The sequence below is a fragment of the Rhodosalinus sp. K401 genome, assembly GCF_041365735.1.
In the GTDB taxonomy this organism is placed as follows: domain Bacteria; phylum Pseudomonadota; class Alphaproteobacteria; order Rhodobacterales; family Rhodobacteraceae; genus Rhodosalinus.
Window position 1 is genome coordinate 69505 of sequence record NZ_JBGFSI010000005.1, and the last position, 21741, is coordinate 91245.

Sequence of the window (21741 nt, forward strand, 5' to 3'; positions counted from 1 at the left end):
GCCTCCACAGAAGATCAGGAAAATCTGGCAGGAGTTGGACCGTTTCGGGGCGGCTTTTCAACAGGCCGCCCCGACCGCAGGGATCAGGGGCAGAAGATGTCGTTGGTCAGCGCGAACGCCATCAGCCCCAGGATCAGCACCAACCCGGCCCCCATCAGGACCTGCAATGCCTGATCGCTCGGCGGACGCCCGGCCACGGCCTCGTAGGCGTAGAAGACGAGGTGACCGCCATCCAGCACCGGGATCGGGAAAAGGTTGAGCAGCCCGACCGCCGTCGACAGCACCGCGATGAACCAGATGAAGCTCGTCGCGCCCTGGGCCGCCATGGCGCCCGAGGTTTCGGCGATCCCCACGGGCCCCGACAGATTGCAGGTCGAGATCGCCCCCGTGATCATGTGCCACAGACCGGAAAGCGACCCCTGGATGATGGTCGCGGTCTGGGCGACACCCGAGGTGAAGGCCTCCACCGGGCCAACGATTTCCGTCGCCGGCTCAAAGGCCAGCCCGCCGACGATTCCGATGCGCCAATGCGTGATGAAGCCGCCGTCGGGTTGCGGCTCGTCCATGCGCTTGGGCGCAAGGGTCATCTCCATGGTCTCGCCCGCGCGCCAGACGGTCAGCGAAAGTTCCGCGCCGTCGGAACTTTCGACGACCTCCCTGAGCTCTTCGAAGGCGACGATCGGCTCCCCCTCGACGGCGGTGACGACGTCGCCGGCGCGCAACCCGGTCTCGAAGGCGGCCGAGCGCGGTATCACCTGCGTGACCACGGGCGGATAGGGATAGGGCCCCTCCACGACCATGTCCGACCCGTCGCGGCGCACGCGGAAATCGATCAGCGCCTCGCGGGGCACGTTGTCGGCGAAGGACTGGAACCCCTCGGGGGTGTCGAAGGCCGGCGGGGGCGTGCCCGCGATCGCGAGGATCTCGTCGCCCTCCTGCAGCGCGCCGGCCACCGGAAGCTCGCGGATCTCGCCCACCGTGAGGGGCTCCACCGGCGCGCCGCGCAGCATGAAGACGCCGGTGAAGATGAGGATCGAGAGCGCGAAGTTGAACGCGGGCCCCGCCGCCACGGTGAGCGAGCGCGCCCAGAGCGGCGCGCCGGCCATCGTGTGGCGCTTCTCTTCCTCGTTCATCCGGGACAGTTTCTCGGGGTCGGTGCCGCTTGCCGCGTTGGCGTCGCCCTTGAACTTGACGTATCCGCCAAGCGGCAAGGCTGCGATCTGCCAGCGCGTCCCGCGCCGGTCCATGCGCGTGAAAAGCACGGGGCCGAACCCGAGCGAGAAGACCTCCGCCTCGATCCCGGTCCAGCGGCCGACGATGTAGTGGCCGTACTCATGGATCGCCACGATCACCGAAAGCGCCACCACGAAGGCCAGAAGTGTCCAGAGAAGCCCGCCGAATTGCGGGACGAGAGAGATGAAATCCACGTGTCAGCCCCTATGCCGCTCGTTCCGTCATGACCCTCTCGGCCTCATCCCGGGCGAGATGGTCTGCCGCGAGCACCTTATCAAGGTCCATCGCGGCGTCATTGTGACCAAGGCGGGCACAAACCCTGTCGAGAACCTCTTCGACGACGCCCGCCATGCCGGTGAAGCCGATCCGCCCCGCGAGGAACCCGTCGAGCGCGCATTCCTTGGCCGCGTTGAAGGCCGCGCCCGAAAGGCCGCCCGCCGCCATCACGTCGCGCGCGAGACGCAGCGCCGGGTAGCGCGCAAGATCCGGCGCCCGGAAGGTCATCTGCCCGATCGCAGCCAGGTCCAGCCGCGCGACCGGCAGCGCGCGCCGCTCGGGCCAGTTGAGCGCATAGCCGATGGCGTGGCGCATGTCGGGCGGGCCGACATGCGCCATGAGCGCCCCGTCCGCGAAGCCCACCAGCGCATGGATGAGCGATTCCGGGTGGATCACGACCTCGATCCGCTCGGGCGGTATGCCGAAGAATTCCTTCGTTTCAATGACCTCTAGGGCCTTGTTGAACATCGACGCGCTGTCGATGGTGATGCGCTGGCCCATGTCCCAGTTGGGATGCGTCGCCGCTTCGGCAGGCGTGGCGTGGGCCAGCCGCTCGAGCGGCCAGTCCCGGAACGCGCCGCCCGAAGCGGTGATGATGACGCGCTCCACCGCCGCCATGTCCTCGCCCACGAGCGCCTGGAAGACTGCCGAGTGTTCGCTGTCCACCGGCAGGACGCGCGCGCCGTGCCGCTGCGCCGTGGCCATCACCAGCGGGCCGGCGCAGACCATGCTTTCCTTGTTGGCCAGCGCCAGTGTCGCGCCCTGCCCCAGCGCCGCAAGGCCGGGAGCAAGCCCCGCCGCGCCCACGATGGCGGACATCACCCAGTCCGCCGGCCGCGACGCGGCCTCCACCAGCGCGCCCTGCCCCGCGGCGGCCTCCACGCCCGAGCCCGCAAGCGCGGCGCGCAGGTCCTCCAGAAGATCCTCGTGGGCCGTCACCGCGATCTCGGCCCCGAGCCGCCGCGCATCCTCGGCCAGCCGCGCGACGTTGCGCCCGCCGGTGAGCGCCACGACATCGAATTCCCCGGGCGCGCGCGCTACCAGATCGAGCGTGTTCTGCCCGATCGAGCCCGTGGCGCCCAGAACGCTGATCCGCCGCATCACAAGCCCCCCGGAAGCGCCATCAGGGCCCTGAGGGCGAGGACCATGACCGCCGCGCCGATCATCGCGTCGAACCGGTCCATGAGCCCGCCATGCCCCGGCAGGAGCGCGGAACTGTCCTTGACGCCGACATGGCGCTTCAGCGCGCTTTCGGCGATGTCGCCGGCCTGCGCCGCGACGGCGACGGCGACCGAGACGGCGGCGAGCGCCGCCCCCGCGCCCGTCGACCCGGCGAAGGCCAGCCCCGCGAGCGCGGCGGCCGCCCAGCCGGCAACCGTGCCGGACCAGGTCTTCTTCGGGCTCACCCGCGGCCAGAGCTTCGGCCCGCCGAGCCGCCGCCCGGCGAAATAGCCTGCCACGTCGCTCGCCACGACGACAGCGACGAGCCAGAAGACCGCGATCGCGCCCCCATCGGCCCGCAAGTGAAGCAGGCTCGCCCCGGCCAGCATGAAAAGCAGCGTGAACACTGCCGCGAGCGGGCCACGCGGGCCGAGAAGCGCAAGGATGGCGACGGGCGGCGCGAGAAGCAGCGCCGCCGTGGCCCAGCCCGGCAGCGCCGTGGCCGCCGCGGCAAGCGCGAGCGCCGCGGCCGCGCCAAGCGCCGAGGCGGTGCCCGGCCGACCGGGCGCCAGCATGCGCGCAAGCTCCCAGGTCATGCCGCCCGCGAGAACCGAGACCAGAAGCGTGAAAAGCACGCCCCCCGCCCAGAGCGCCACCGCGCCGGCTGCGGCCAGCGCGGCGGCGGTGCCGATCCGGACGGACAGGTCGTCCCAGATACCGGCGGTGCCGCTCATGCCCGCACCGCGCCGAAACGGCGATCCCGCGCGGCGAAGGCGCGGATCAGCCGCCCGAACTCCGCCTCGGTGAAATCCGGCCAGAGCGTGTCGATGAACTCGTATTCGGAATAGGCCGATTGCCACAGCAGGAAGTTGGAGATGCGCGCCTCGCCCGAGGTGCGGATGACCAGGTCGGGATCAGGCAAGACGCAGGTGTCGAGGTATCGCGGCAGCGTCTCCTCGTCGACGTCCGCGGGTTTCAGCCGTCCCGCCGCGACGTCCTCGGCCAGCCGCCGCGTGGCGCGGGCCACCTCGTCGCGCCCGCCGTAATTCAGCGCGATGGTCAGGTTGGTGCCGGCGCAGCCCGCGGTCAGAAGCTCGAGCTCGTCCATCAGTTCGACCAGCTTGTCGTCGAGCCGCACCCGGTCGCCGATGAACCGCACGCGCACGTCATTGGCCAGAAGCGCGCGCGCCTCGCGCCGGATGTAGCCGCGAAACAGGTTCATCAGGCCCGAGACCTCGATCTGGGTCCGCTTCCAGTTCTCCGTGGAAAACCCGAAAATCGTCAGGTACTTCACCCCGTAACGCGGGCAGGACTCGACGATCTCGCGCACCCGGCGGGCGCCGGCGTGGTGCCCGTAAAGGCGCGGGCGCCCGCGCATGGTCGCCCACCGGCCGTTGCCGTCCATGATGATGGCGACGTGGTGCGGGCCCGGCATCAGGGCGCTGTCTGCGGCGTCCTCGGCCATGCGCCCTTTTCTCTCAGACCTGCATGATCTCGGACTGCTTGCTCTCGAGCGCCTCGTCCACGGCCTTGGTGTAGCGATCGGTGAGGCCCTGCACCTCGTCCTCCCAGAGCTTCTGGTCGTCCTCGGGCATGCCCTGCGCCTTGGCCTTCTTGATCTGGTCCATGCCGTCGCGGCGGATGTTGCGGATCGAGACGCGCGCGTGCTCGGCATACTGCGCGGCCACCTTTCCCAGTTCGCGCCGCCGCTCCTCGTTGAGTTCGGGGATCGGCAGCATGATGATCGTGCCGTTGAGCTGCGGATTGATGCCGAGGCCGGATTCGCGGATCGCCTTCTCCACCTTGCCGACGAGCGACTTGTCCCAGACGTTGACGGTGATCATGCGCGATTCCGGCACGTTGACCGTGCCGACCTGGTTGATCGGCGTCTTCTGGCCGTAGGCCTCGACCATCACGGGCTCCAGCATCGAGGCCGAGGCGCGCCCGGTGCGCAGGCTCGCGAATTCGGTGCGGAGCGAGGACATCGCGCCCTCCATGCGGCGTTCGAGGTCCGCGATGTCGATCTCTAGGTCTTCTTCGGACATGTGCTCTTCTTCTTCGCTGGAAGCTGATGCTCGACGCGTATACTCCGCCACGCGCCGTTTTGTATAGGCGTCGGCGCGAAAAGTTGCGCCGCCGCCGCTTGCGCGCGCCCGCGTCAGTCGGTGACGAGGGTGTGGGTCCCCTCGCCCGCGAGCACCCCGCGGAAGCCGCCCGGCTCGTCGAGCGAAAAGACGATGATCGGAAGGTTGTTGTCGCGGGCCAGCGCGATGGCCGAGGCGTCCATCACCTTGAGATGGTCGGACAGCACCTGGTCGTAGGTGATGCGGTCGAAGCGCCGGGCCCCGGGGTTGGTGAGCGGGTCGCTGTCATAGACGCCATCGACCTTGGTGCCCTTGAAGATCGCCTCGCAGGCCATCTCGTTGGCGCGCAGCGTGGCCGCGGTGTCGGTGGTGAAATAGGGGTTGCCGGTGCCCGCGGCGAAGATGCACACGCGCTTCTTCTCGAGGTGGCGCACCGCGCGCCGGCGGATGTAGGGCTCGCAGATCTCGTCCATCCGGATCGCGCTGATCACCCGCGTGAAGACGCCCAGCGTCTCGAGCGCCGACTGCATGGCGAGCGCGTTCATCACGGTGGCGAGCATCCCCATGTAGTCGGCCGTCGTGCGCTCCATCCCCTGGGCCGATCCCTGCAGCCCGCGGAAGATGTTGCCGCCCCCGATCACCATGCATATTTCCACGCCCATCTCGTGGACCGACTGCACCTCGCGCGCGACGCGCTCGACCGTGGGCGGGTGCAGACCGTAGGCTTGCGGGCCCATCAGCGCCTCGCCGGAGATCTTGAGCATGACGCGCTGGAAACTGGGTCGGACGGGGGATGGGGCCATGTTGCGCGCGCTCCGGCTGGTGGCATAGGGTCGGGCGCAAAATGTCGGAAATCGCGGCCGGGTTCAATGCGCCCTGCGCGCGGCCGGAGGCGAACCTGAAAAAGAGGCGGCAGAACACTGGAACTGAAGGATATTCCCGCCGATCTGCCTGTGCTCATCGTCGGGCCCACCGCGTCGGGCAAGTCGGCGCTGGCGCTCGAGATCGCGCGCCGGCAGGGCGGCGTGATCGTGAACGCCGACGCGATCCAGGTCCATCGCAGCTGGCGCGTGCTGACCGCGCGGCCCTCGAAGGCCGAGGAGGCGGAGGTGCCGCACGCGCTCTACGGCTTCCTGCCGCCGGGGTCCGATTACTCGGTGGGCCAGTGGCTGCGCGACCTCGAACCGATCCTCGCCGGCCCCGACCGGCCGATCGTGGTGGGCGGCACCGGGCTCTATTTCTCGGCGCTGACCGAGGGGCTGGCGGAGATCCCCGAGGTGCCGCCCGAGCTGCGTCAGGAGGCGGCAGCCCGCCTTGCCGAGGGGGGGCTCGGCGCGCTTCTGGCCGAACTCGACGCCGCGACGGCGGCCCGGATCGACACCGCGAACCCGCGCCGCGTCACGCGGGCGTGGGAGGTGCTGCGGGCGACGGGGCGCGGCCTTGCCGACTGGCAGGACGACACCCCGCCGCCGCGGCTTGCGCTGTCGCGCACGGTGCCGATCCTCGTCGATGCGCCCAAGGCCTGGCTCTCGCCCCGGATCGAGGCGCGCTTCGACGCGATGCTCGAAGGAGGCGCGCTCGAGGAGGCGCGCGCGCTTCTGCCGGTGTGGTCGCCGGACCTGCCGGCGGCGAAAGCCATCGGCGCGGCCGAACTCGTCGCCCACCTCAGGGGCGAGATGTCGCTCGACGCGGCGCGCGCGGCGGCCACCGTGGCCACGCGGCGCTTCGCGAAGCGCCAGCGGACCTGGTTCCGCGCGCGCATGCGGGGCTGGACGCGACACCGGCCCGAATCCGCTGACGCCTGATGCGGCCGGCGCGCGGGGTTTGCATCCCCGCGCCGGATGCGGATACCACCGGGCTCGCCGGCTGCCCGAAATCGCCCTCGAGAAGGACCGCCCCGCTTGACCCCTTCGAACGCTCCGCGCCCGACGAGTTTCGCCCAGCCGATGACGCCCGCCGCGCCGCCCGCGTCGCCCCGCTGCATGACGATCGCGCAGCTCGCGCCCCGCGGGGGCTGGCAGCTCGGACTGATGCATGACCGGCCCGAGCACCTGTTGCTCTGGACGACGAAGGGCCAGGGCCGCGTGACGGTGGACGGCCTGCGCCGGGGCGTTTCGGTGCACAACGCGATCTTCCTGCCGGCAGGCACGCTTTTTTCCTTCGAGATCGGCGCCCAGGGCTTCGGACAGGCGGTCGCGATGACGCCGCGCGCGGATGCGGCGCTGCCCGACGCGCCGTCGCATCTGCGCATCCGCGACGCCTTCGCCCAGAGCGAGCTGACCGCGCTGCTGGAGGCGATGCAGCGCGAACAGTCCGGCGGACGCGCCTTCGCGGCCGAGGCGCTCTCCGCGCATGCCGCGCTCGTCTCCGTCTGGCTGCGTCGCCAGCTCGCCGCGCAGGAGACGCCCGCGCCCGAAACGGCCGCGCAGCGGCTGGTCCGGCGCTATTGCCGGCTCCTCGTTCAGGGCTTCCGCTCCGAGCGTGTGATGGCCGACTATGCCGCGCAGCTCGACGTCACGCCCACCCACCTGTCCCGCGTCTGCAAGGAGTGCGCGGGGCTGAGCGCGGCGGACCTGCTGACCCAGCGCACGCTCCACGCCGCCAGAAGCGCGCTTGCCGAGCCCGTGCCCAGCGTGCAGGAGATCGCGCAGGCGCTCGGGTTCTCCAGCGCGGCCTACTTCACGCGCTTCGTCCAGCATCACACCGGGCAGACGCCCACCGCACTGCGCCGCGCGTCCCAGCAGGCAAATCCCGCCCGGGCGCGTTGACCCGAGGCCGGCGGCCCGTTATGTCGCGTTTGGACCAGATGGATGTCGCTTTCCGACAGCGAATTGCCGAAAGCAGGCGTTGACGCGGGCGCTCGGCTCGTGCCCAATGCTTCGTCAAGGGGTCGATCCGGCGGATCGAAGGCCGTGATCGAACGCGGCCGGGAGGTGCCCGGATCGTACGCCGCCAAGAATGAACAAAAGTGTCTATCCAGACCGCAGACAGGAGAGTTCCATGACCCATCCGACGATCAACGGCAAACCGGTGCATCCCGCGGCGATCATGTACGCCGAGGAGTTCAAGGCCGGCAAGCTCAGCCGGCGGGAATTCCTCGCGCGGGCCTCGTCGCTCGGCGTCACGGCGGCGGGCGCCTATGCGCTCGGCGGGCTCGGCCGCCCGGCCGCCGCGCAGGCCACGCCACAGGACGGCGGCACGCTGCGCGTCCAGATGGAGGTGCGCGCGCTCAAGGATCCGCGCACGGCGGACTGGTCGCAGATCGCCAACGTCTACCGCGGCTGGCTCGACTACCTCGTCGAGTACCAGGCCGACGGCACGTTCCGCCCTATGCTCCTCGAAAGCTGGGAGATCAACGAGGACGCCACCGAGTACCAGATCAAGGTGCGCGAGGGCGTGACGTGGAACAACGGCGACGCCTTCACCGCCGAGGACGTGGCCCACAACATCCGCCGCTGGGGCGACAAGGAGGTCGAGGCGAACTCGATGGCCGCGCGCGTGGCCTCGCTCATCGACGACGAGACCGGCCAGATCCGCGAGGGTGCGATCGAGGTGACGGGCACCCATACGCTGACCCTTCGCCCCAGCGTGCCCGACATCACCCTCATCGCCGGTTTCGCCGACTATCCCGCGGCGGTCGTTCACCCGAGTTACAACGGCGAGAACCCGACCGATGTGCCGATCGGCACCGGCCCCTTCCTGCCCGAAAGCCACGAGGTGGGGATCCGCTCCGTCCTGGTGCGCAACGAGGATCACCGCTGGTGGGGGACCGACGTCTACGGCGGCCCTTATCTGGACCGCGTCGAATTCATCGATTTCGGCACCGACCCGGCCTCCTGGCTGGCCGCGGCCGAGTCCGAGGAAGTGGACATGCTCTACGAATCCGTGGGCGAGTTCATCGACATCCTCGACGCCATCGGCTGGACCAAGTCCGAGGCGGTGACGGCCAACACCATCACGATCCGTCCCAACCAGGAGGCGATGGTCGGGGACATAAAACCCTACGCCGACGCGCGCGTGCGGCGCGCCCTCGCGCTCGCCGTGGACAATGCGGTCTGCCTCGAGCTCGGCTATGCGGGTCTCGGCACCGTGGCGGAGAACCACCACGTCTGCCCGATCCATCCCGAATACGCCGATATCGGTCCCGCGCCCCACGATCCCGAGCAGGCGCGCGCCCTGATGGAAGAGGCCGGCATGGCCGATTTCGAACACGAACTGATCTCCATCGACGACGACTGGCGCAAGAACACCACCGACGCGGTCGCCGCGCAGCTGCGCGACGCCGGCATCAACGTCACGCGCGTGGTGCTTCCGGGCTCGACCTTCTGGAACGACTGGGCGCAGTACCCGTTCAGCTCCACGAACTGGAACATGCGCCCGCTCGGCGTGCAGGTTCTGGCGCTCGCCTACCGCTCGGGCGAGGCGTGGAACGAAACGGCCTACGCGAACCCCGACTTCGACGCCAAGCTGGCCGAGGCGATGTCGATCGCCGATGCCGAGCAGCGGCGGCAGGTGATGGCGGAGGTCGAGCAGATGCTGCGCGACGACGGCGTGATCATCCAGCCTTACTGGCGCTCGATCTACCGGCACTACACCGACCGGGTGGTGGGGGCCGAGATGCACCCGACCTTCGAGATCCACACCTACCAGCTGGGCCTCGCCGCCTGAGGCTGGCGCATCGGGCCGCGCCCCCGGCGACGGGGCGCGGCCACGCTCTTTCACGGCGCGTCCGCGCTCAACAAGACTGACCGAGACGGACCGGCACAAGGTTCGCGAAGGTCCGACCGACAGGGGATTGGATGGGACTTTTCTTCCTGAGGCGGCTGTGGGTGATGATCCTCACGGCGCTGTGCCTGACCTTCATCGTCTTCTTCCTGACGAACCTCTACCCCAACCTCGAGAAGCTCGCGAAAACCCAGGGCAACATGCGCATGACCGACGCCGAGGTCACGCAGTGGCTCGACAACCGCGGCTATCTCGCGCCGGTGCCGGTGAAATACGCCCAGTGGCTCGGCGTGGCGCCGGGCTGGACGCGCGACGACACCCGCAACGGCGAGGCGGTGGTGCGCGGGCGGTGCATCGACGGCGCGGTCACGCCCGAGGAAGCGGCCGAGGCGCCGCGCTTCTGCGGCGTGCTGCAGGGCGACTGGGGCTATTCCACCGTGTTCCGCCAGCCCGTCGCGGGCATCATCGGCGAGCGGCTGGGGCTGACCGGCCGGCTGATGCTGTGGACGATGATCCTGATGGTGCCCTCGGCGCTCGTTCTGGGCGTTCTGGCCGGGATGCGCGAGGGCTCGCGCACCGACCGCACGCTCTCGACGGTCGCGATCACCACGACGGCCACGCCGGAATACGTCTCGGGCGTGATCCTGATCGCGGTCTTCGCCTCCTCCGCCGTCGGGCTCAGATGGTTCAAGGGCACCGCCACCTCCGCGATGGAGAACCCGAATTTCGAGAACTTCTTCCTGCCGGTGCTGACCATCGCGCTTTACGGGATGGGGTACATCGCGCGGATGACGCGCGCTTCCATGGCCGAGGTGATGACGGCGCAGTACATCCGCACCGCGCGGCTGAAGGGCGTGTCCTTTCCCAACATCGTGTTGCGCCACGCGCTCCGGAACGCGCTCATCGCGCCCTTCACCGTCATCATGCTTCAGTTCCCGTGGCTGCTGAACGGCGTCGTGATCGTCGAGACGCTCTTCAACTACAAGGGCTTCGGCTGGACGCTGGTGCAGGCGGCGGGCAACAACGACATCGAGCTGCTGCTCGCGGTCTCGGTTGTGTCGGTGGTTGTGGTGCTGGTCACCCAGCTCATTTCCGACATCGGCTACGTCTATCTCAACCCGCGCATCAGCGTCGCCTGAGAGGGAGGGCAGGAACATGGAACCGCTTACCTGGACCGGCGATCTCGGCTCCGTCCTCACCCCGACCATGATGGCCGCCGTCGCGGTCTTCGCGCTGGCCCTCCTGGCCAACTGGGCCCTGTCGCTCGTGGGCGCGAAGTCGGGCGAGATCGCCTACGAGAACGGCGAGGCGGTGATGCTCAGCCGCGCGCCGCTCGACTACACGCTCATGGCGATGAAATTCGCGATCCTGCTCTTCCTGGCCTGCTGCGCCGCCTATGTGGTGGCGGGCATGGTCATCGGGAACCTGGAGACGGTGGGGATCATCGGCGCAATGGCGGGCCGCCTGACCCCGGTCTGGATCGCGCTCGTCCTGACCTTCGCGCTGTCGATCACCTACAAGCGCCGGCTGGGGCTTTACGGCAAGCTCTTCGACAGCATGATCGGGATGATCGGCTTCGGCATCGTCATGTTCTGGGTCTTCGCGGCCATCTTCGGCGGCCCGTTCGACATGATCGTGACCCATGGCGAGCTTCAGCAGGTCTCGGGCATGAAGAACGAGCCGCCCGGCTCGCCGGTGCCGGGCGCGGCCGAGAGCGGGCTCTACCCCTACTACCTGCTGGGCGGCGACAACCTCGCGCGGGACGTGTTCTCGCGCATGATCAAGGGCGCGTGGGAGGTGATGAAGATCGCGCCCTTCGCCACGCTCTTCGCCTTCATGGTGGGGATCACGCTGGGGCTGCCCGCGGGCTACTACGGCGGCCGGCTGGACACCTTCCTGTCCTTCCTCGCCAACCTGATCCTCGCCTTCCCGGTGATCCTGCTCTTCTACCTCCTGGTGACGCCCGAGATCGTGGAAACGGGCATCCCCGTCTTCATGGCCGCGGTCCTCTTCCTCTTCCCGATCCTCTTCGTGGCGGTGATGATCAATTCCCGCTTCTACACGCGACCGGGCGTGCGCACGCCGGTGCTGGCGGTCGTGCTGGTCCTGCTGGGCTGGCTCTACCTGTCCCTCGTCCATCAGCAGGACACGAAGATCGACTTCCTGCCCGCCTCGCTCTCCTGGTTCGACCTTTTCGACATCCCCGGCGGCATCCTCGTGGTCTTCGTCGCGGTGATGTTCGTGAACTCGCCCACCGTCTTCCGCATCGTCCGCGGGCTCGTGCTGGACATCAAGACGCGCGACTACGTGGCGGCGGCGCAGACCCGCGGCGAGGGCAAGTGGTACATCATGTTGTGGGAGATCCTGCCCAACGCACGCGGGCCGCTGATCGTCGATTTCTGCCTGCGCATCGGCTACACCACCATCCTGCTGGGCACGCTCGGGTTCTTCGGCCTCGGCCTGCCGCCGGAATCTCCCGACTGGGGCTCGACGATCAACGAGGGGCGCAAGCTCCTGTCGATCTACCTCCACCCGGCCCTGCCGCCGGCGCTGTCGCTCCTGAGCCTCGTGCTGGGCCTCAACCTGCTCGCCGACGGTTTGCGGGAGGAGTCGCTGCGCGACTAGGCCCAGAAGAAGCCCCTGCTTCTTCTGGGTTGAAAATACTCCAGGGGTCCGGGGGCGGCGCCCCCGGGCGTCCCTTGAAAAACAAGACCAGCTCCGAACGGGGAGGAAGACATGGCGAAACGGGACTATGACGGTCCGATCCTCGAGATCGACAAGCTTTCGATCTCGTTCTTCACGCGGCTGCGCGAGATCCCGGCGGTCATGGATTTCTCCGTGATGGTCCAGCCGGGCGAAGCGGTCGGCCTGGTGGGCGAGTCGGGCTGCGGCAAGTCCACCGTGGCGCTGGGGGTGATGCAGGACCTCGGCGTCAACGGCAAGATCGTGGGCGGCACCATCAAGTTCAAGGGCCGGGACATGGGCGAGATGTCCGCCGACGATCTGCGCAAGATCCGCGGCTCCGAGATCGCGATGATCTACCAGGAGCCAATGGCCTCGCTCAACCCGGCGATGCGGGTGGGCAAGCAGCTCATGGAAGTGCCGATGATCCACGAGGGCGTCTCCGAGAAGGAGGCCTACCAGCGGGCGCTGGAGGTGGTCAGCGACGTCAAGCTTCCCGACCCCGAGCGCATCCTGAAAAGCTATCCGCACCAGCTTTCGGGCGGGCAGCAGCAGCGCATCGTCATCGCCATGGCGCTCATGGCGAACCCCTCGCTGCTGATCTTGGACGAGCCCACCACCGCGCTCGACGTGACGGTGGAGGCCGCGGTCGTCGAGCTGGTGAAGGATCTCGGGCGCAAGTACGGCACCTCGATGCTCTTCATTTCCCACAATCTGGGCCTCGTGCTCGAGACCTGCGACCGGATCTGCGTGATGTATTCCGGCGAGGCGGTGGAGCGTGGCGACATCGACACCGTCTTCAACAAGATGCGCCACCCCTACACCCAGGCGCTCTTCCGCACGATCCCGCTGCCCGGCGCGAACAAGACCGAACGTCCGCTCAAGGCCATTCCGGGCAACTTCCCCCTGCCCCACGAGCGTCCCAGGGGCTGCAACTTCGGTCCGCGCTGCGACTACTTCGAGGAGGGCGTCTGCGACCAGGGCCACATCTACATGGAGGACGTGGACAAGGAAGGCACCCACGAGACGCGCTGCCTGCGCTGGAAGGACATCGACTGGGACGCCCCGATGCAGGCCGAGGCGCACAAGGGCCGCGCCGAGATCGGGCCCGTCGTGCTCAAGATGGAGAACCTGAAGAAATACTACGAGGTCGCGGCCAGCGCGCTTTTCGGGGGCGGCGAGAAACGCGTCGTCAAGGCCAACGAGACGCTGTCCTTCGAGGCGCGGGAATCCGAAACCCTCGCGATCGTGGGCGAGTCGGGCTGCGGCAAGTCGACCTTCGCCAAGGTGCTCATGGGGCTCGAGACCGCGACCGACGGGCAGATCCTGCTCGACAACCGCAACATCGAACAGACGCCCATCGAGCAGCGCGACACTAAGACCATCGCCGACGTGCAGATGGTGTTCCAGAACCCGTTCGACACGCTGAACCCCTCGATGACCGTCGGGCGCCAACTCATCCGCGCGCTGGAGATCTTCAAGATCGGCAACTCCGAGCAAGACCGGCGCGAGCGGATGCTCAGGCTGCTCGACCTCGTTAAACTGCCGCGGGAATTCGCCGACCGGATGCCGCGCCAGCTCTCCGGCGGGCAGAAGCAGCGCGTCGGCATCGCGCGCGCTTTCGCCGGCGACGCGCGCATCGTGGTCGCGGACGAGCCGGTGTCGGCGCTCGACGTGAGCGTGCAGGCCGCGGTCACCGATCTGCTGATGGAGATCCAGAACGAGCACAAGACGACGCTCATCGTGATCGCGCATGACCTGTCGCTGGTGCGCTATCTCGCGGACCGGGTGATGGTGATGTATCTCGGCCATGTCGTCGAGATCGGCGACACCGAGCAGGTGTTCGCCCCGCCCTACCACCCCTACACCGAGGCGCTTCTGTCGGCCGTGCCCATCGCCGACACCCATGTCGAGAAGAAGAGCATCGTGCTCGAGGGCGAGATCCCCTCGGCGATGAACCCGCCGCCCGGATGCCCGTTCCAGACCCGGTGCCGCTGGAAATCCAAGGTGCCGGGGAACAAGTGCGAGACCGAGGTGCCGCCGATGATCCAGCTGGCCTCGGGCCACCAGGTGAAGTGCCATCTGCCGGAAGAGGAATTCCGCCAGATGGAGCCGGTCATAACCATCGCGGCGGAGTGAGCGCGAGACGGCGACCGGGCCCCTCGGCCCGGCGCTGCCTCAGGGGCGCTCAGCGTCCCAGGATCGCCCGGACGTAGGTCTGCGTTTCGTCGAAAGGGGGAACGTCTCCGTGGCGTTTCACTGCGCCGGGGCCAGCATTGTAGGCCGCGAGCGCAAGACGCCAGTCGCCGAACGCGCGGTACTGTTCGACGAGATAGCGCGCGCCCCCGTCGAGGTTCTCGTGCGGGTCCTCCGGGTCGACGCCCAGAAGTCGCGCGGTATCGGGCATGAGCTGCGCGAGGCCGATCGCGCCCTTGTGCGAGACGGCCCGCGGGTTCCAGCCCGATTCCTGCTGCACCAGGCGCAGGAACAGATCCTCGGGCACCCCGTGCCGGCGCGCGGCCTGCCGTGCGACGGCAAGATAGGGACCGTCATAGCGCCCTTCGAAACGCGGCGCCGCCTCGTCCCACTTCGTGGGCACCTTTGCGCGCGGCGGCTGGAGCCGCACGGAGTCGTTGTATTGCCTTGCAAGCCGCGTATCGAGCAGCTTCGTCTGCGACGAGAAGATGTGCGCCCGGCTCTTGGACGACAGCACATCTGCCACCGCGAGGGTCGGCAGCGATGCAACGATCGCGGCGACGCAAAGGTTCCCTGCCCGTCTCATCGCGTGTCCTCCCTTTTCCCGGACAGAAAGACGATATCATATCCGAAGGATCTCGGCGCCCCGTTGCCGTCGAAAGGCTACGACGGATGCGCCCTGCCGGCAACAGCGCGGTCTTCCCGGCCCCGGGCAGGGGACTGGCGCGGGTCGTTTCAAGTTTTACCTTTTCTTCAGCCCCGCCGGGTGATGTAACCTGCGCGAGGCACGCAAGCGACGGAGGCGGACATGGCAGGCTCGGTGAACAAGGTGATCCTGATCGGCAATCTCGGCCGCGACCCGGAGGTGCGGTCGTTCCAGAACGGCGGCAAGGTCTGCAATCTCCGCGTCGCCACTTCCGAGACGTGGAAGGACCGCAACACCGGCGAGCGCCGCGAACGCACGGAGTGGCACAACGTCGCCATCTTCAACGAGGCGCTGGTGCGTCTGGCCGAGCAATATCTCCGCAAGGGCTCCAAGGTCTATCTCGAGGGCAAGCTCGAAACCCGCAAGTGGCAGGACCAGTCGGGGCAGGATCGCTACACCACGGAGGTCGTGCTGCGTCCCTACCAGGGCGAGATGACCTTTCTCGACGGTCGCGAGGGCAGCGGCGGCGGCGGTGGTGGCGGCGATTACGGCGGCGGCTACGGCGGGGGGTATGGCGGCGACCGGGGCGCGCCGGAACCCGCGCCCGCGGGGGGATCGAGCCGCGATTTCGACGACGAGATCCCGTTCTGAGCCGCCGCGCCGCACACCGGGCCTTGGGACGACACACCCGACCCCCTAGATACATCGCATGACCTGGTCTTTCCCAATCGGCCGGCTTTTCGGCTCCGAGCTTCGCGTGCACGCCACCTTCTTCCTGCTCCTTCTCTGGGTGGGCTGGGTGGCCTTCTCCGACGGCGGCTGGCCCGCCGCGCTGGAAAACATCCTCTTCGTGGCGGCGCTCTTCGCCTGTGTCGTGGCGCATGAGTTCGGCCACGCGCTCACCGCGCGGCGCTACGGCATCCGCACGCCCGACATCACGCTGCTGCCCATCGGCGGGCTCGCCCGGCTGGAGTCCATGCCGGAAAAACCCGGTCAGGAGATCCTCGTGGCCCTCGCCGGTCCCGCGGTCAACGTGGCGATCTGGGCGATCCTCGTGGTCGTGCTGGGCGCCGAAACCGATCTCGAGAAGCTCGCCCAGATCGAGCACACGACCGAGGGGTTCCTGGGCCGGCTCGCCCTCGTGAACCTGTTCATCGCGGTCTTCAACCTGCTGCCCGCCTTCCCGATGGACGGGGGCCGGGTCTTCCGCGCGACGCTCAGCATCTTCATGGACCGCGTGCGCGCCACGCGGGTCGCCGCGACCGGCGGACAGGTCCTGGCCTTCGCGCTCGGGCTTCTGGGCCTGACCTCCGGCAACCCGATCCTGCTGCTGATCGCCTTCTTCGTCTTCATCGCCGCGGGCGCGGAAAGCAACGACGTGGCGATGCGCGACCTTTCGCGCCGGATGATGGCGCGGGAGGCGATGATCACCACCTTCGACGCGCTCTCGCCCGACGACACGGTGTCGGCGGCGGGCGCGGCGCTGATCCGTACCACCCAGCACGAATTCCCGGTTCTGGACGCGGACGGGCAGTTCGTCGGGCTGCTCACCCGGAACGCCATCTTCGCCGAGACGGCCGAGGGCCGGACCACGCGCCCCGTGCACGAGGTGATGGAGACCGAGATCCCGACGGTGGGCCTTGGCGAGGGGCTGGAGGGCGTCTTCGACGCGATGTACCGCCAGAACGCGCCCGCCGTGGCGGTCACACGCCGCACGGGCGAGTTCGTGGGCTACATCACGCGCGAGAACGTGGGCGAGCTGATGATGTTGAACGGGCGGCGCGGTTCCTGAGGCGTCACGCGCATGTCGCACGGGCAGGGGACAGTTGGTGGCGGAACGCGCTGAGGAGACCCCGCCATGACCGGCTTCCCGCCTCCCGTCGTCTCGATCGAGGACGTGCTCGCCGATCCGGGGCTCACCGACGCAAACCCGCGGCGCCGCGAGTTTGAGGCGCGCTTCGCCTTCATCGTACGCGCTCGCCACCGAGGGCCTCGGCATCAACCTCGCCGCGGTGCCGCCACGCTCCAAGGCTTTCCCGCGGCACTACCACTACGTGAACCATGAGCTCTTCGTGATTTTCGACGGCATCGGCGTGCTCCACCACGGGGAGGAGGATCACGCGCTGAAGCCCCTCGACGTGGTGTTCATCCGCGCCGGTACCGGCATCCCCTTCCAGATCGAGAATACGGGCGATCGGGAGAGGCGCTATCTCGCGCTCTCTACCCTGATCCCCGCGGATGTCTTCCACTACCCCGACGGTGACAAGTACGGCGTCATGGCGGCCGGCACGCCCTTCCGCGACCTCGCCTCGGGCGATCTCGCGCGCTTCTCGCACTGGTTCCGTCGCGACTCGGCCGTGGGCTACTGGGACGGCGAGGTGGAAGAGGGATAGGCCGACGGGCCGCGCGCCGCCAGGGCGTCCTCCAGAACCCCGCGGACCGCCTCGGGCGGCACCTCGGAGGTGACGAAGGCGCGCCCGATGCCGCGGGCCAGCACGAAGCGCAGCCGCCCGTCCACCACCTTCTTGTCCTGCGCCATGAGCGCGAGCAGGTCATCGGCGTCGGGCAGCGGCCCGGGAATGTCTGAAAGATCGGTCTTCATGCCCATGGCCCGAAGATGGGCGCGCACGCGCCCCGGCTCCTCCTGGCTGCAAAGGCCGAGCCGGGCGGAGAGCTCGAAGGCGAGCGCGCAGCCCACCGCCACGCCTTCGCCATGGAGCAGCCGGTCGGAATAGCCGGTCGCCGCCTCGAGCGCATGGCAGAAGGTGTGGCCGAGGTTGAGCAGCGCGCGATCGCCCTGCTCGGTCTCGTCGCGCGCGACGATCCCGGCCTTCATCTCGCAGGAACGGCGCACGGCGCGGATGCGCGCGGCCTCGTCGCCCGCGGCGAGGGCGGGGCCCGCGCCCTCGAGCCACTCGAAGAAGGCGGCGTCGCCCAGAAGGCCGTATTTCACGACCTCGCCGTAGCCCGCGAGGAAATCGCGCGCGGGCAAGGTCGCCAGCGCCCCGGTGTCGGCCAGCACGAGGCTCGGCTGGTGGAACGCGCCCACGAGGTTCTTGCCATGGCAAGTGTTGATGCCGGTCTTGCCCCCCACGGAGCTGTCCACCTGCGCCAGGAGCGTCGTGGGCACCTGCACGAAGCGCACGCCCCGGCGCAGGATCGCGGCGGCGAAGCCCGCCAGATCGCCGATGACGCCGCCGCCGAGCGCCACCACGACGTCGCGCCGCTCCACCCGCTCGTCGAGCAGCCACTCCACCGCGCGGCGAAGCTGCTCCCAGCCTTTCGTCGCCTCGCCGGGGGGCAGCGCAAGCGCGGTGCAGCCGATGCCGGACGCCGCGAGCCCCGCGCGAAGCGCGTCGAGATGATGCGCGGCCACCGTCTCGTCGGTGATGACGGCGACGTGCGGGCGCGCGAGCAGCGGGCCGATCTCCGCTCCCGCGCGGGCGATGAGGCCCCGACCGATGCGGATCTCGTAGCTTCGCGCGCCGAGCGCGACGGCAACGGTCTCGATCCTGCTCATTCGGGGTCCTCCCACAGATCGGGCCGGTCCAGCAGCGCCGCCTCCACCCGCGCGGCCATCTCCTCGATGGAGCGGTCGGCGGCGCTGTCGACGACCACGTCGGCCTTGGCGTATTCCGGCTCGCGGAGCGCGCAAAGATCATCGAGCGTCGCGCGCGGATCCGCGGTGCGCAGAAGCGGGCGGGTGTCCTTGTTGCGCACCCTCTGCCAGAGCAGCGCCCGGTCGGCGCGCAGCCAGACGGACACACCCTGCGCCGCAATGAGGGCGCGGTTGCGCGCGGACAGGAACACGCCGCCGCCGGTGGACAAGACGCCCGGGGCGTCCTGAAGCAGCCGCTCGAGCACCCGGCTTTCCTTCTCGCGGAAGAACGGCTCGCCGTCGCGGGCGAAGATCTCTGCCACGGTGCGGTTCGCGGCGGCCTCTATCTCGGCGTCGCAATCGCGGAAGGGCACGCCCAACCGATGCGCGAGCGCCTTGCCGACCGCGGTCTTGCCCGCGCCCATCATGCCGACCATGACCACCGTCTTGCCGAGTGTCCTGCCCATCTGCGCCCCTTTCAGCCATCCCTCGCCGAAACGCAATCGCTCAGGGGCACTGTCGTGTGCCTGCCGAATTTGCCATATATGTTCCACAACACCCGAACAGGCAGGCAGGTCAAGGGCATGTGGCGTCTTCTCAAATGGCTGGTCTATCTCGCGTTGCTCGCGGCGATCGGCGTGGTGGCATACGCCTATATCGGGCCGTTCTTCGGCGCGGACTTCTCCGCGCCCGCCGAGGAACGGCGCGAACCGGTGATCATCGATGTGCAATAGGGTCGCCGGCGCCCTTGCCGCGCTTGCGCTGCTCGTGCCGATGCCGGGCGCGGCGCAGGAGCCCATGGCGGCGATCGAATGGCTGGAGGAGATGACCCGCGCCCCGATGGAACGCGCGCCCGGCCCCATGGGCGGCGAACCGCCGATCGCACGCAGCGCCGGCGTGCCCGACATCGCGGTCAGCCCGCTCGGCGCGCTGTCACCCGACGCCGTGGGCCTTCTGCCGACCAACGTCACGGGGTTTCCCGCGACGCTGTGGCAGGCCAGCGCCACCCGAACCCTGATCGATCTGATCGCCGCGCAGCGCGTCGAGGGTCAGCCCGCCATGCAGGCGCTGCTCTATTCGCTGCTCCTGGCCGAGGCCGCGCCGCCCGCCGACGCGGGGCCCGAGGCGCGCCTGCTTCTCGCGCGGATCGACAAGCTCCACGCGCTCGGCGCGGTGGAGCCCGCGCTCGCACTCGTCGAGCGTGCAGGTCCGTCCTCGCCGGCGCTGGCCGCGCGGTGGTTCGACCTCGCGCTTCTGGCCGGCGATCCGGTGGCGGCCTGCGGCGGCCTTGAGCGTCACGCCGCCGCCGCGCCCGACTACGGGGCGCGCGTGTTCTGCCTCGCCCGGCAGGGGCGCTGGGACAGCGCGTCGGCCACGCTGGAGGCGGCGGCGGTGCTCGATGCCCTCACGCCGGTCGAGGCGGATCTCCTGCGCCGTTTCCTCGATCCCGAGGCGTTGGCGGCGCCGGAGCTGCCGCCGGGGCCGCAGCCGGACGCGCTGGACTACCGCCTGCGCGAGGCGATCGGCGCGCCGCTGCCGCCCTCGGCCCTGCCCCGCCCGTTCTCGGTGGCGGCGCTTTCGGGGGATCTGGGCTGGAAGGCGCAACTCGACGCCGCCGAACGCCTCGCACGGATGGGGGCGATTTCCGAAAACCGGCTCATCGGCATCTACATGCGGCACCAGCCGGCCGCCTCGGGCGGGGTCTGGGATCGTGTCGCGGCGGTGCAACGGCTCGACGCGGCGCTCGAGACGGGCGAGGTGGCGGCCGTCGGCGCGGCGCTACCGCCCGCGTGGCGCGCGATGCGCGACGCGGATCTCGCGGTGCCATTCGCGCGGCTCTTCGGGGCGCGCCTTGCCGCCCTGTCGCTCGACGGCGCGGCCGGCCGGATCGCGTTTTCCGCGGGACTGCTCTCGCCCGATTACGAGGCGGTGGCGCGGGGCCGCGTGCCGGACACGGACGAGGCGCGGTTCCTCGCCGCCCTGGCCGAGGGCAGACCCGCGCGCGTCGCGGCCCCCTCGTCGCGCGCCCAAGCGGTGACGCGGGGCTTCGACCGGGCGCCGCCGGACGCGCTCGCGCAGCAGCTTTCCGAGGGGCGCCTCGGAGAGGCCATCCTGCGCGCCATGGCGCTCTATTCCGCCGGGATCGCGGGCGACCTGCCCGATCTCGCCGACGCGCTGGCGACGTTGCGCGCGGTCGGCCTCGAGGACACGGCGCGGCAGGCCGCGTTGCAGGCCATGCTGCTGGCGCCCGCGCGATGACGGGCTCCGCCCCCGCCCAAGGCGACCGGCGCCGGATCTCGGCGTTTCTCGACGCGCAGGCGGCGGAGCGGGGCGCCGCCCCGAACACGCTTCGCGCCTACGACCGCGACCTGCGGGATTTCGCCGGGTGGCTGGCGGGGCGGGGCACCGACACGGCCGGTGCGGAGAAGGCCGACATCGAGGCCTACCTCGTTGCCTGTGAGGCCGAGGGGCTTTCCGCCGCGACCCGCGCCCGCAGGCTTTCGTCCATCCGGCAGCTTTTTCGCTTCATCCACGAGGAAGGCTGGCGCGGCGACAATCCCGCGCTGCGCCTCGATGGACCTGCCCGGGCGCGCCGCCTGCCCAAGACGCTGTCGCATGACGAGGTCGACCGGATGCTCGCGGCCGCCGATACCACCGGTCGCGACGCGGCGGAACGCGCCCGCAACGCCTGCCTGATGCAGCTTCTCTACGCCACGGGCATGCGGGTGAGCGAGCTTGTGGCACTGCCCGTCGCCGCGGCGCGCGGGGACCCGCGGATGCTGCTGGTGCGCGGCAAGGGCGGGCGGGAACGCATGGTTCCGCTCTCGCCGCCCGCGCGCGACGCGCTCGCCCGCTGGCTCGCGCTGCGCGACGCGGCGGCGGCGCGGGGCGCCGAGGGCGGGCAGCCGGACTCGCCCTGTCTCTTTCCCTCGCGCGCCAGGTCGGGGCACCTCACGCGAGAGCGGTTCTTCCTGATCGTGAAGGAACTTGCCCGCGCCGCCGGCGTGCCGGCCGAGCGCGTGTCGCCACACACGCTGCGTCACGCCTTCGCCACGCACCTGCTCGAGGGCGGGGCGGATCTGCGCGTGATCCAGACGCTTTTGGGCCACGCGGACCTGTCGACCACCGAGATCTACACC

The 21741-nt window shown here is 69.5% G+C and carries 21 protein-coding genes; 12 read left to right on the forward strand and 9 right to left on the reverse strand.

Annotated elements, in window-relative coordinates; all coding sequences use genetic code 11:
* Positions 1-83: 83 nt before the first annotated feature.
* From rseP to pyrH, 6 genes are all read right to left on the reverse strand, one after another.
* Complete coding sequence (gene rseP, locus AB6A66_RS07800; RefSeq protein ID WP_371055450.1) at positions 84-1427, reverse strand: RIP metalloprotease RseP; 1344 nt, start codon at positions 1425-1427, stop codon at positions 84-86.
* A 10-nt stretch (positions 1428-1437) separates the two neighbouring features.
* Complete coding sequence (gene dxr / locus AB6A66_RS07805) at positions 1438-2610, reverse strand: 1-deoxy-D-xylulose-5-phosphate reductoisomerase (RefSeq protein WP_371055451.1); 1173 nt, start codon at positions 2608-2610, stop codon at positions 1438-1440.
* Entirely contained in the window at positions 2610-3404 is a 795-nt protein-coding gene (locus AB6A66_RS07810) for a phosphatidate cytidylyltransferase (RefSeq protein WP_371055452.1), read from the reverse strand. Before AB6A66_RS07810 ends, dxr begins: the two co-directional genes overlap by 1 nt.
* Entirely contained in the window at positions 3401-4135 is a 735-nt protein-coding gene (uppS, locus tag AB6A66_RS07815; RefSeq protein WP_371038432.1) for a polyprenyl diphosphate synthase, read from the reverse strand. The genes AB6A66_RS07810 and uppS overlap by 4 nt, the downstream gene beginning before the upstream one ends.
* 13 nt (positions 4136-4148) lie before the next feature.
* Positions 4149-4715, reverse strand: a complete 567-nt coding sequence (gene frr / locus AB6A66_RS07820) for a ribosome recycling factor (RefSeq protein ID WP_371038433.1) — start codon at positions 4713-4715, stop codon at positions 4149-4151.
* Positions 4716-4828: 113 nt separating this feature from the next.
* On the reverse strand, positions 4829-5557 hold the full coding sequence (pyrH, locus tag AB6A66_RS07825; RefSeq protein ID WP_371038434.1) for a UMP kinase: 729 nt from the start codon (positions 5555-5557) through the stop codon (positions 4829-4831).
* Between the two features lie 117 nt (positions 5558-5674).
* On the opposite strand from pyrH, the gene miaA reads away from it, so the two are divergent.
* From miaA to AB6A66_RS07855, 6 genes are all read left to right on the forward strand, one after another.
* Positions 5675-6559, forward strand: a complete 885-nt coding sequence (gene miaA / locus AB6A66_RS07830; RefSeq protein ID WP_371038435.1) for a tRNA (adenosine(37)-N6)-dimethylallyltransferase MiaA — start codon at positions 5675-5677, stop codon at positions 6557-6559.
* A gap of 96 nt (positions 6560-6655) precedes the next feature.
* Positions 6656-7522, forward strand: a complete 867-nt coding sequence (locus tag AB6A66_RS07835) for a helix-turn-helix domain-containing protein (RefSeq protein WP_371038436.1) — start codon at positions 6656-6658, stop codon at positions 7520-7522.
* A gap of 232 nt (positions 7523-7754) precedes the next feature.
* Positions 7755-9422 carry an ABC transporter substrate-binding protein gene (locus tag AB6A66_RS07840; RefSeq protein WP_371055453.1) on the forward strand — a complete coding sequence of 556 codons (1668 nt, stop codon included), beginning with the start codon at positions 7755-7757 and terminating at the stop codon, positions 9420-9422.
* A 131-nt stretch (positions 9423-9553) separates the two neighbouring features.
* Positions 9554-10618: an ABC transporter permease gene (locus tag AB6A66_RS07845; RefSeq protein WP_371038438.1), complete on the forward strand. Its 1065-nt coding sequence runs from the start codon at positions 9554-9556 to the stop codon at positions 10616-10618.
* Between the two features lie 16 nt (positions 10619-10634).
* Entirely contained in the window at positions 10635-12104 is a 1470-nt protein-coding gene (locus tag AB6A66_RS07850; RefSeq protein ID WP_371055454.1) for an ABC transporter permease, read from the forward strand.
* 111 nt (positions 12105-12215) lie between these two features.
* Positions 12216-14300 (forward strand): dipeptide ABC transporter ATP-binding protein, encoded by a 2085-nt coding sequence (locus tag AB6A66_RS07855; protein WP_371055455.1) that lies wholly within the window; start codon positions 12216-12218, stop codon positions 14298-14300.
* A 49-nt stretch (positions 14301-14349) separates the two neighbouring features.
* Here AB6A66_RS07855 and AB6A66_RS07860 read toward each other — a convergent pair whose 3' ends face one another.
* Positions 14350-14943 carry a lytic transglycosylase domain-containing protein gene (locus AB6A66_RS07860; protein ID WP_371038441.1) on the reverse strand — a complete coding sequence of 198 codons (594 nt, stop codon included), beginning with the start codon at positions 14941-14943 and terminating at the stop codon, positions 14350-14352.
* Positions 14944-15165: 222 nt separating this feature from the next.
* On the opposite strand from AB6A66_RS07860, the gene ssb reads away from it, so the two are divergent.
* The 3 genes from ssb to AB6A66_RS07875 all read left to right on the forward strand — a co-directional run bounded on the left by ssb (position 15166) and on the right by AB6A66_RS07875 (position 17396).
* Positions 15166-15654, forward strand: coding sequence for a single-stranded DNA-binding protein (gene ssb, locus AB6A66_RS07865; protein WP_371038442.1), 489 nt, complete (start codon positions 15166-15168; stop codon positions 15652-15654).
* Between the two features lie 58 nt (positions 15655-15712).
* A complete protein-coding gene (locus AB6A66_RS07870) occupies positions 15713-16795 on the forward strand; it encodes a site-2 protease family protein (protein WP_371055456.1) in 1083 nt (360 codons plus the stop codon).
* Between the two features lie 154 nt (positions 16796-16949).
* Positions 16950-17396 (forward strand): cupin domain-containing protein, encoded by a 447-nt coding sequence (locus AB6A66_RS07875; protein WP_371055457.1) that lies wholly within the window; start codon positions 16950-16952, stop codon positions 17394-17396.
* Here the strand turns inward: AB6A66_RS07875 and aroB are convergent.
* Positions 17366-18523, reverse strand: coding sequence for a 3-dehydroquinate synthase (gene aroB, locus AB6A66_RS07880; RefSeq protein ID WP_371055458.1), 1158 nt, complete (start codon positions 18521-18523; stop codon positions 17366-17368). The genes AB6A66_RS07875 and aroB overlap by 31 nt on opposite strands.
* The gene (locus AB6A66_RS07885) at positions 18520-19068 is read right to left on the reverse strand and encodes a shikimate kinase (protein ID WP_371055459.1); all 549 of its coding nucleotides are present in this window, start codon (positions 19066-19068) and stop codon (positions 18520-18522) included. Before AB6A66_RS07885 ends, aroB begins: the two co-directional genes overlap by 4 nt.
* A 78-nt stretch (positions 19069-19146) precedes the next feature.
* On the opposite strand from AB6A66_RS07885, the gene AB6A66_RS07890 reads away from it, so the two are divergent.
* The 3 genes from AB6A66_RS07890 to AB6A66_RS07900 form a co-directional block, all read left to right on the forward strand.
* Positions 19147-19335: a hypothetical protein gene (locus AB6A66_RS07890; protein WP_371055532.1), complete on the forward strand. Its 189-nt coding sequence runs from the start codon at positions 19147-19149 to the stop codon at positions 19333-19335.
* A complete protein-coding gene (locus tag AB6A66_RS07895; protein ID WP_371055460.1) occupies positions 19325-20860 on the forward strand; it encodes a hypothetical protein in 1536 nt (511 codons plus the stop codon). Before AB6A66_RS07890 ends, AB6A66_RS07895 begins: the two co-directional genes overlap by 11 nt.
* Positions 20857-21741, forward strand: an 885-nt coding sequence (locus AB6A66_RS07900) for a tyrosine recombinase (RefSeq protein WP_371055461.1), incomplete at its 3' end; no start/stop codon positions are given. The genes AB6A66_RS07895 and AB6A66_RS07900, both read left to right, overlap by 4 nt.

Excerpts from the sequence above, each read along its gene's own strand:
- aroB (WP_371055458.1), bottom strand. The coding sequence starts at position 18,523 with ATGAGCAGGATCGAGACCGTTGCCGTCGCGCTCGGCGCGCGAAGCTAC.
- uppS (WP_371038432.1), bottom strand. The coding sequence starts at position 4,135 with ATGGCCGAGGACGCCGCAGACAGCGCCCTGATGCCGGGCCCGCACCAC.
- AB6A66_RS07860 (WP_371038441.1), bottom strand. The coding sequence starts at position 14,943 with ATGAGACGGGCAGGGAACCTTTGCGTCGCCGCGATCGTTGCATCGCTG.
- AB6A66_RS07885 (WP_371055459.1), bottom strand. The coding sequence starts at position 19,068 with ATGGGCAGGACACTCGGCAAGACGGTGGTCATGGTCGGCATGATGGGC.
- AB6A66_RS07855 (WP_371055455.1), top strand. The coding sequence starts at position 12,216 with ATGGCGAAACGGGACTATGACGGTCCGATCCTCGAGATCGACAAGCTT.
- dxr (WP_371055451.1), bottom strand. The coding sequence starts at position 2,610 with ATGCGGCGGATCAGCGTTCTGGGCGCCACGGGCTCGATCGGGCAGAAC.
- AB6A66_RS07890 (WP_371055532.1), top strand. The coding sequence starts at position 19,147 with ATGTTCCACAACACCCGAACAGGCAGGCAGGTCAAGGGCATGTGGCGT.
- AB6A66_RS07845 (WP_371038438.1), top strand. The coding sequence starts at position 9,554 with ATGGGACTTTTCTTCCTGAGGCGGCTGTGGGTGATGATCCTCACGGCG.
- AB6A66_RS07840 (WP_371055453.1), top strand. The coding sequence starts at position 7,755 with ATGACCCATCCGACGATCAACGGCAAACCGGTGCATCCCGCGGCGATC.
- AB6A66_RS07895 (WP_371055460.1), top strand. The coding sequence starts at position 19,325 with ATGTGCAATAGGGTCGCCGGCGCCCTTGCCGCGCTTGCGCTGCTCGTG.
- AB6A66_RS07810 (WP_371055452.1), bottom strand. The coding sequence starts at position 3,404 with ATGAGCGGCACCGCCGGTATCTGGGACGACCTGTCCGTCCGGATCGGC.
- AB6A66_RS07870 (WP_371055456.1), top strand. The coding sequence starts at position 15,713 with ATGACCTGGTCTTTCCCAATCGGCCGGCTTTTCGGCTCCGAGCTTCGC.
- pyrH (WP_371038434.1), bottom strand. The coding sequence starts at position 5,557 with ATGGCCCCATCCCCCGTCCGACCCAGTTTCCAGCGCGTCATGCTCAAG.
- AB6A66_RS07850 (WP_371055454.1), top strand. The coding sequence starts at position 10,635 with ATGGAACCGCTTACCTGGACCGGCGATCTCGGCTCCGTCCTCACCCCG.
- ssb (WP_371038442.1), top strand. The coding sequence starts at position 15,166 with ATGGCAGGCTCGGTGAACAAGGTGATCCTGATCGGCAATCTCGGCCGC.
- frr (WP_371038433.1), bottom strand. The coding sequence starts at position 4,715 with ATGTCCGAAGAAGACCTAGAGATCGACATCGCGGACCTCGAACGCCGC.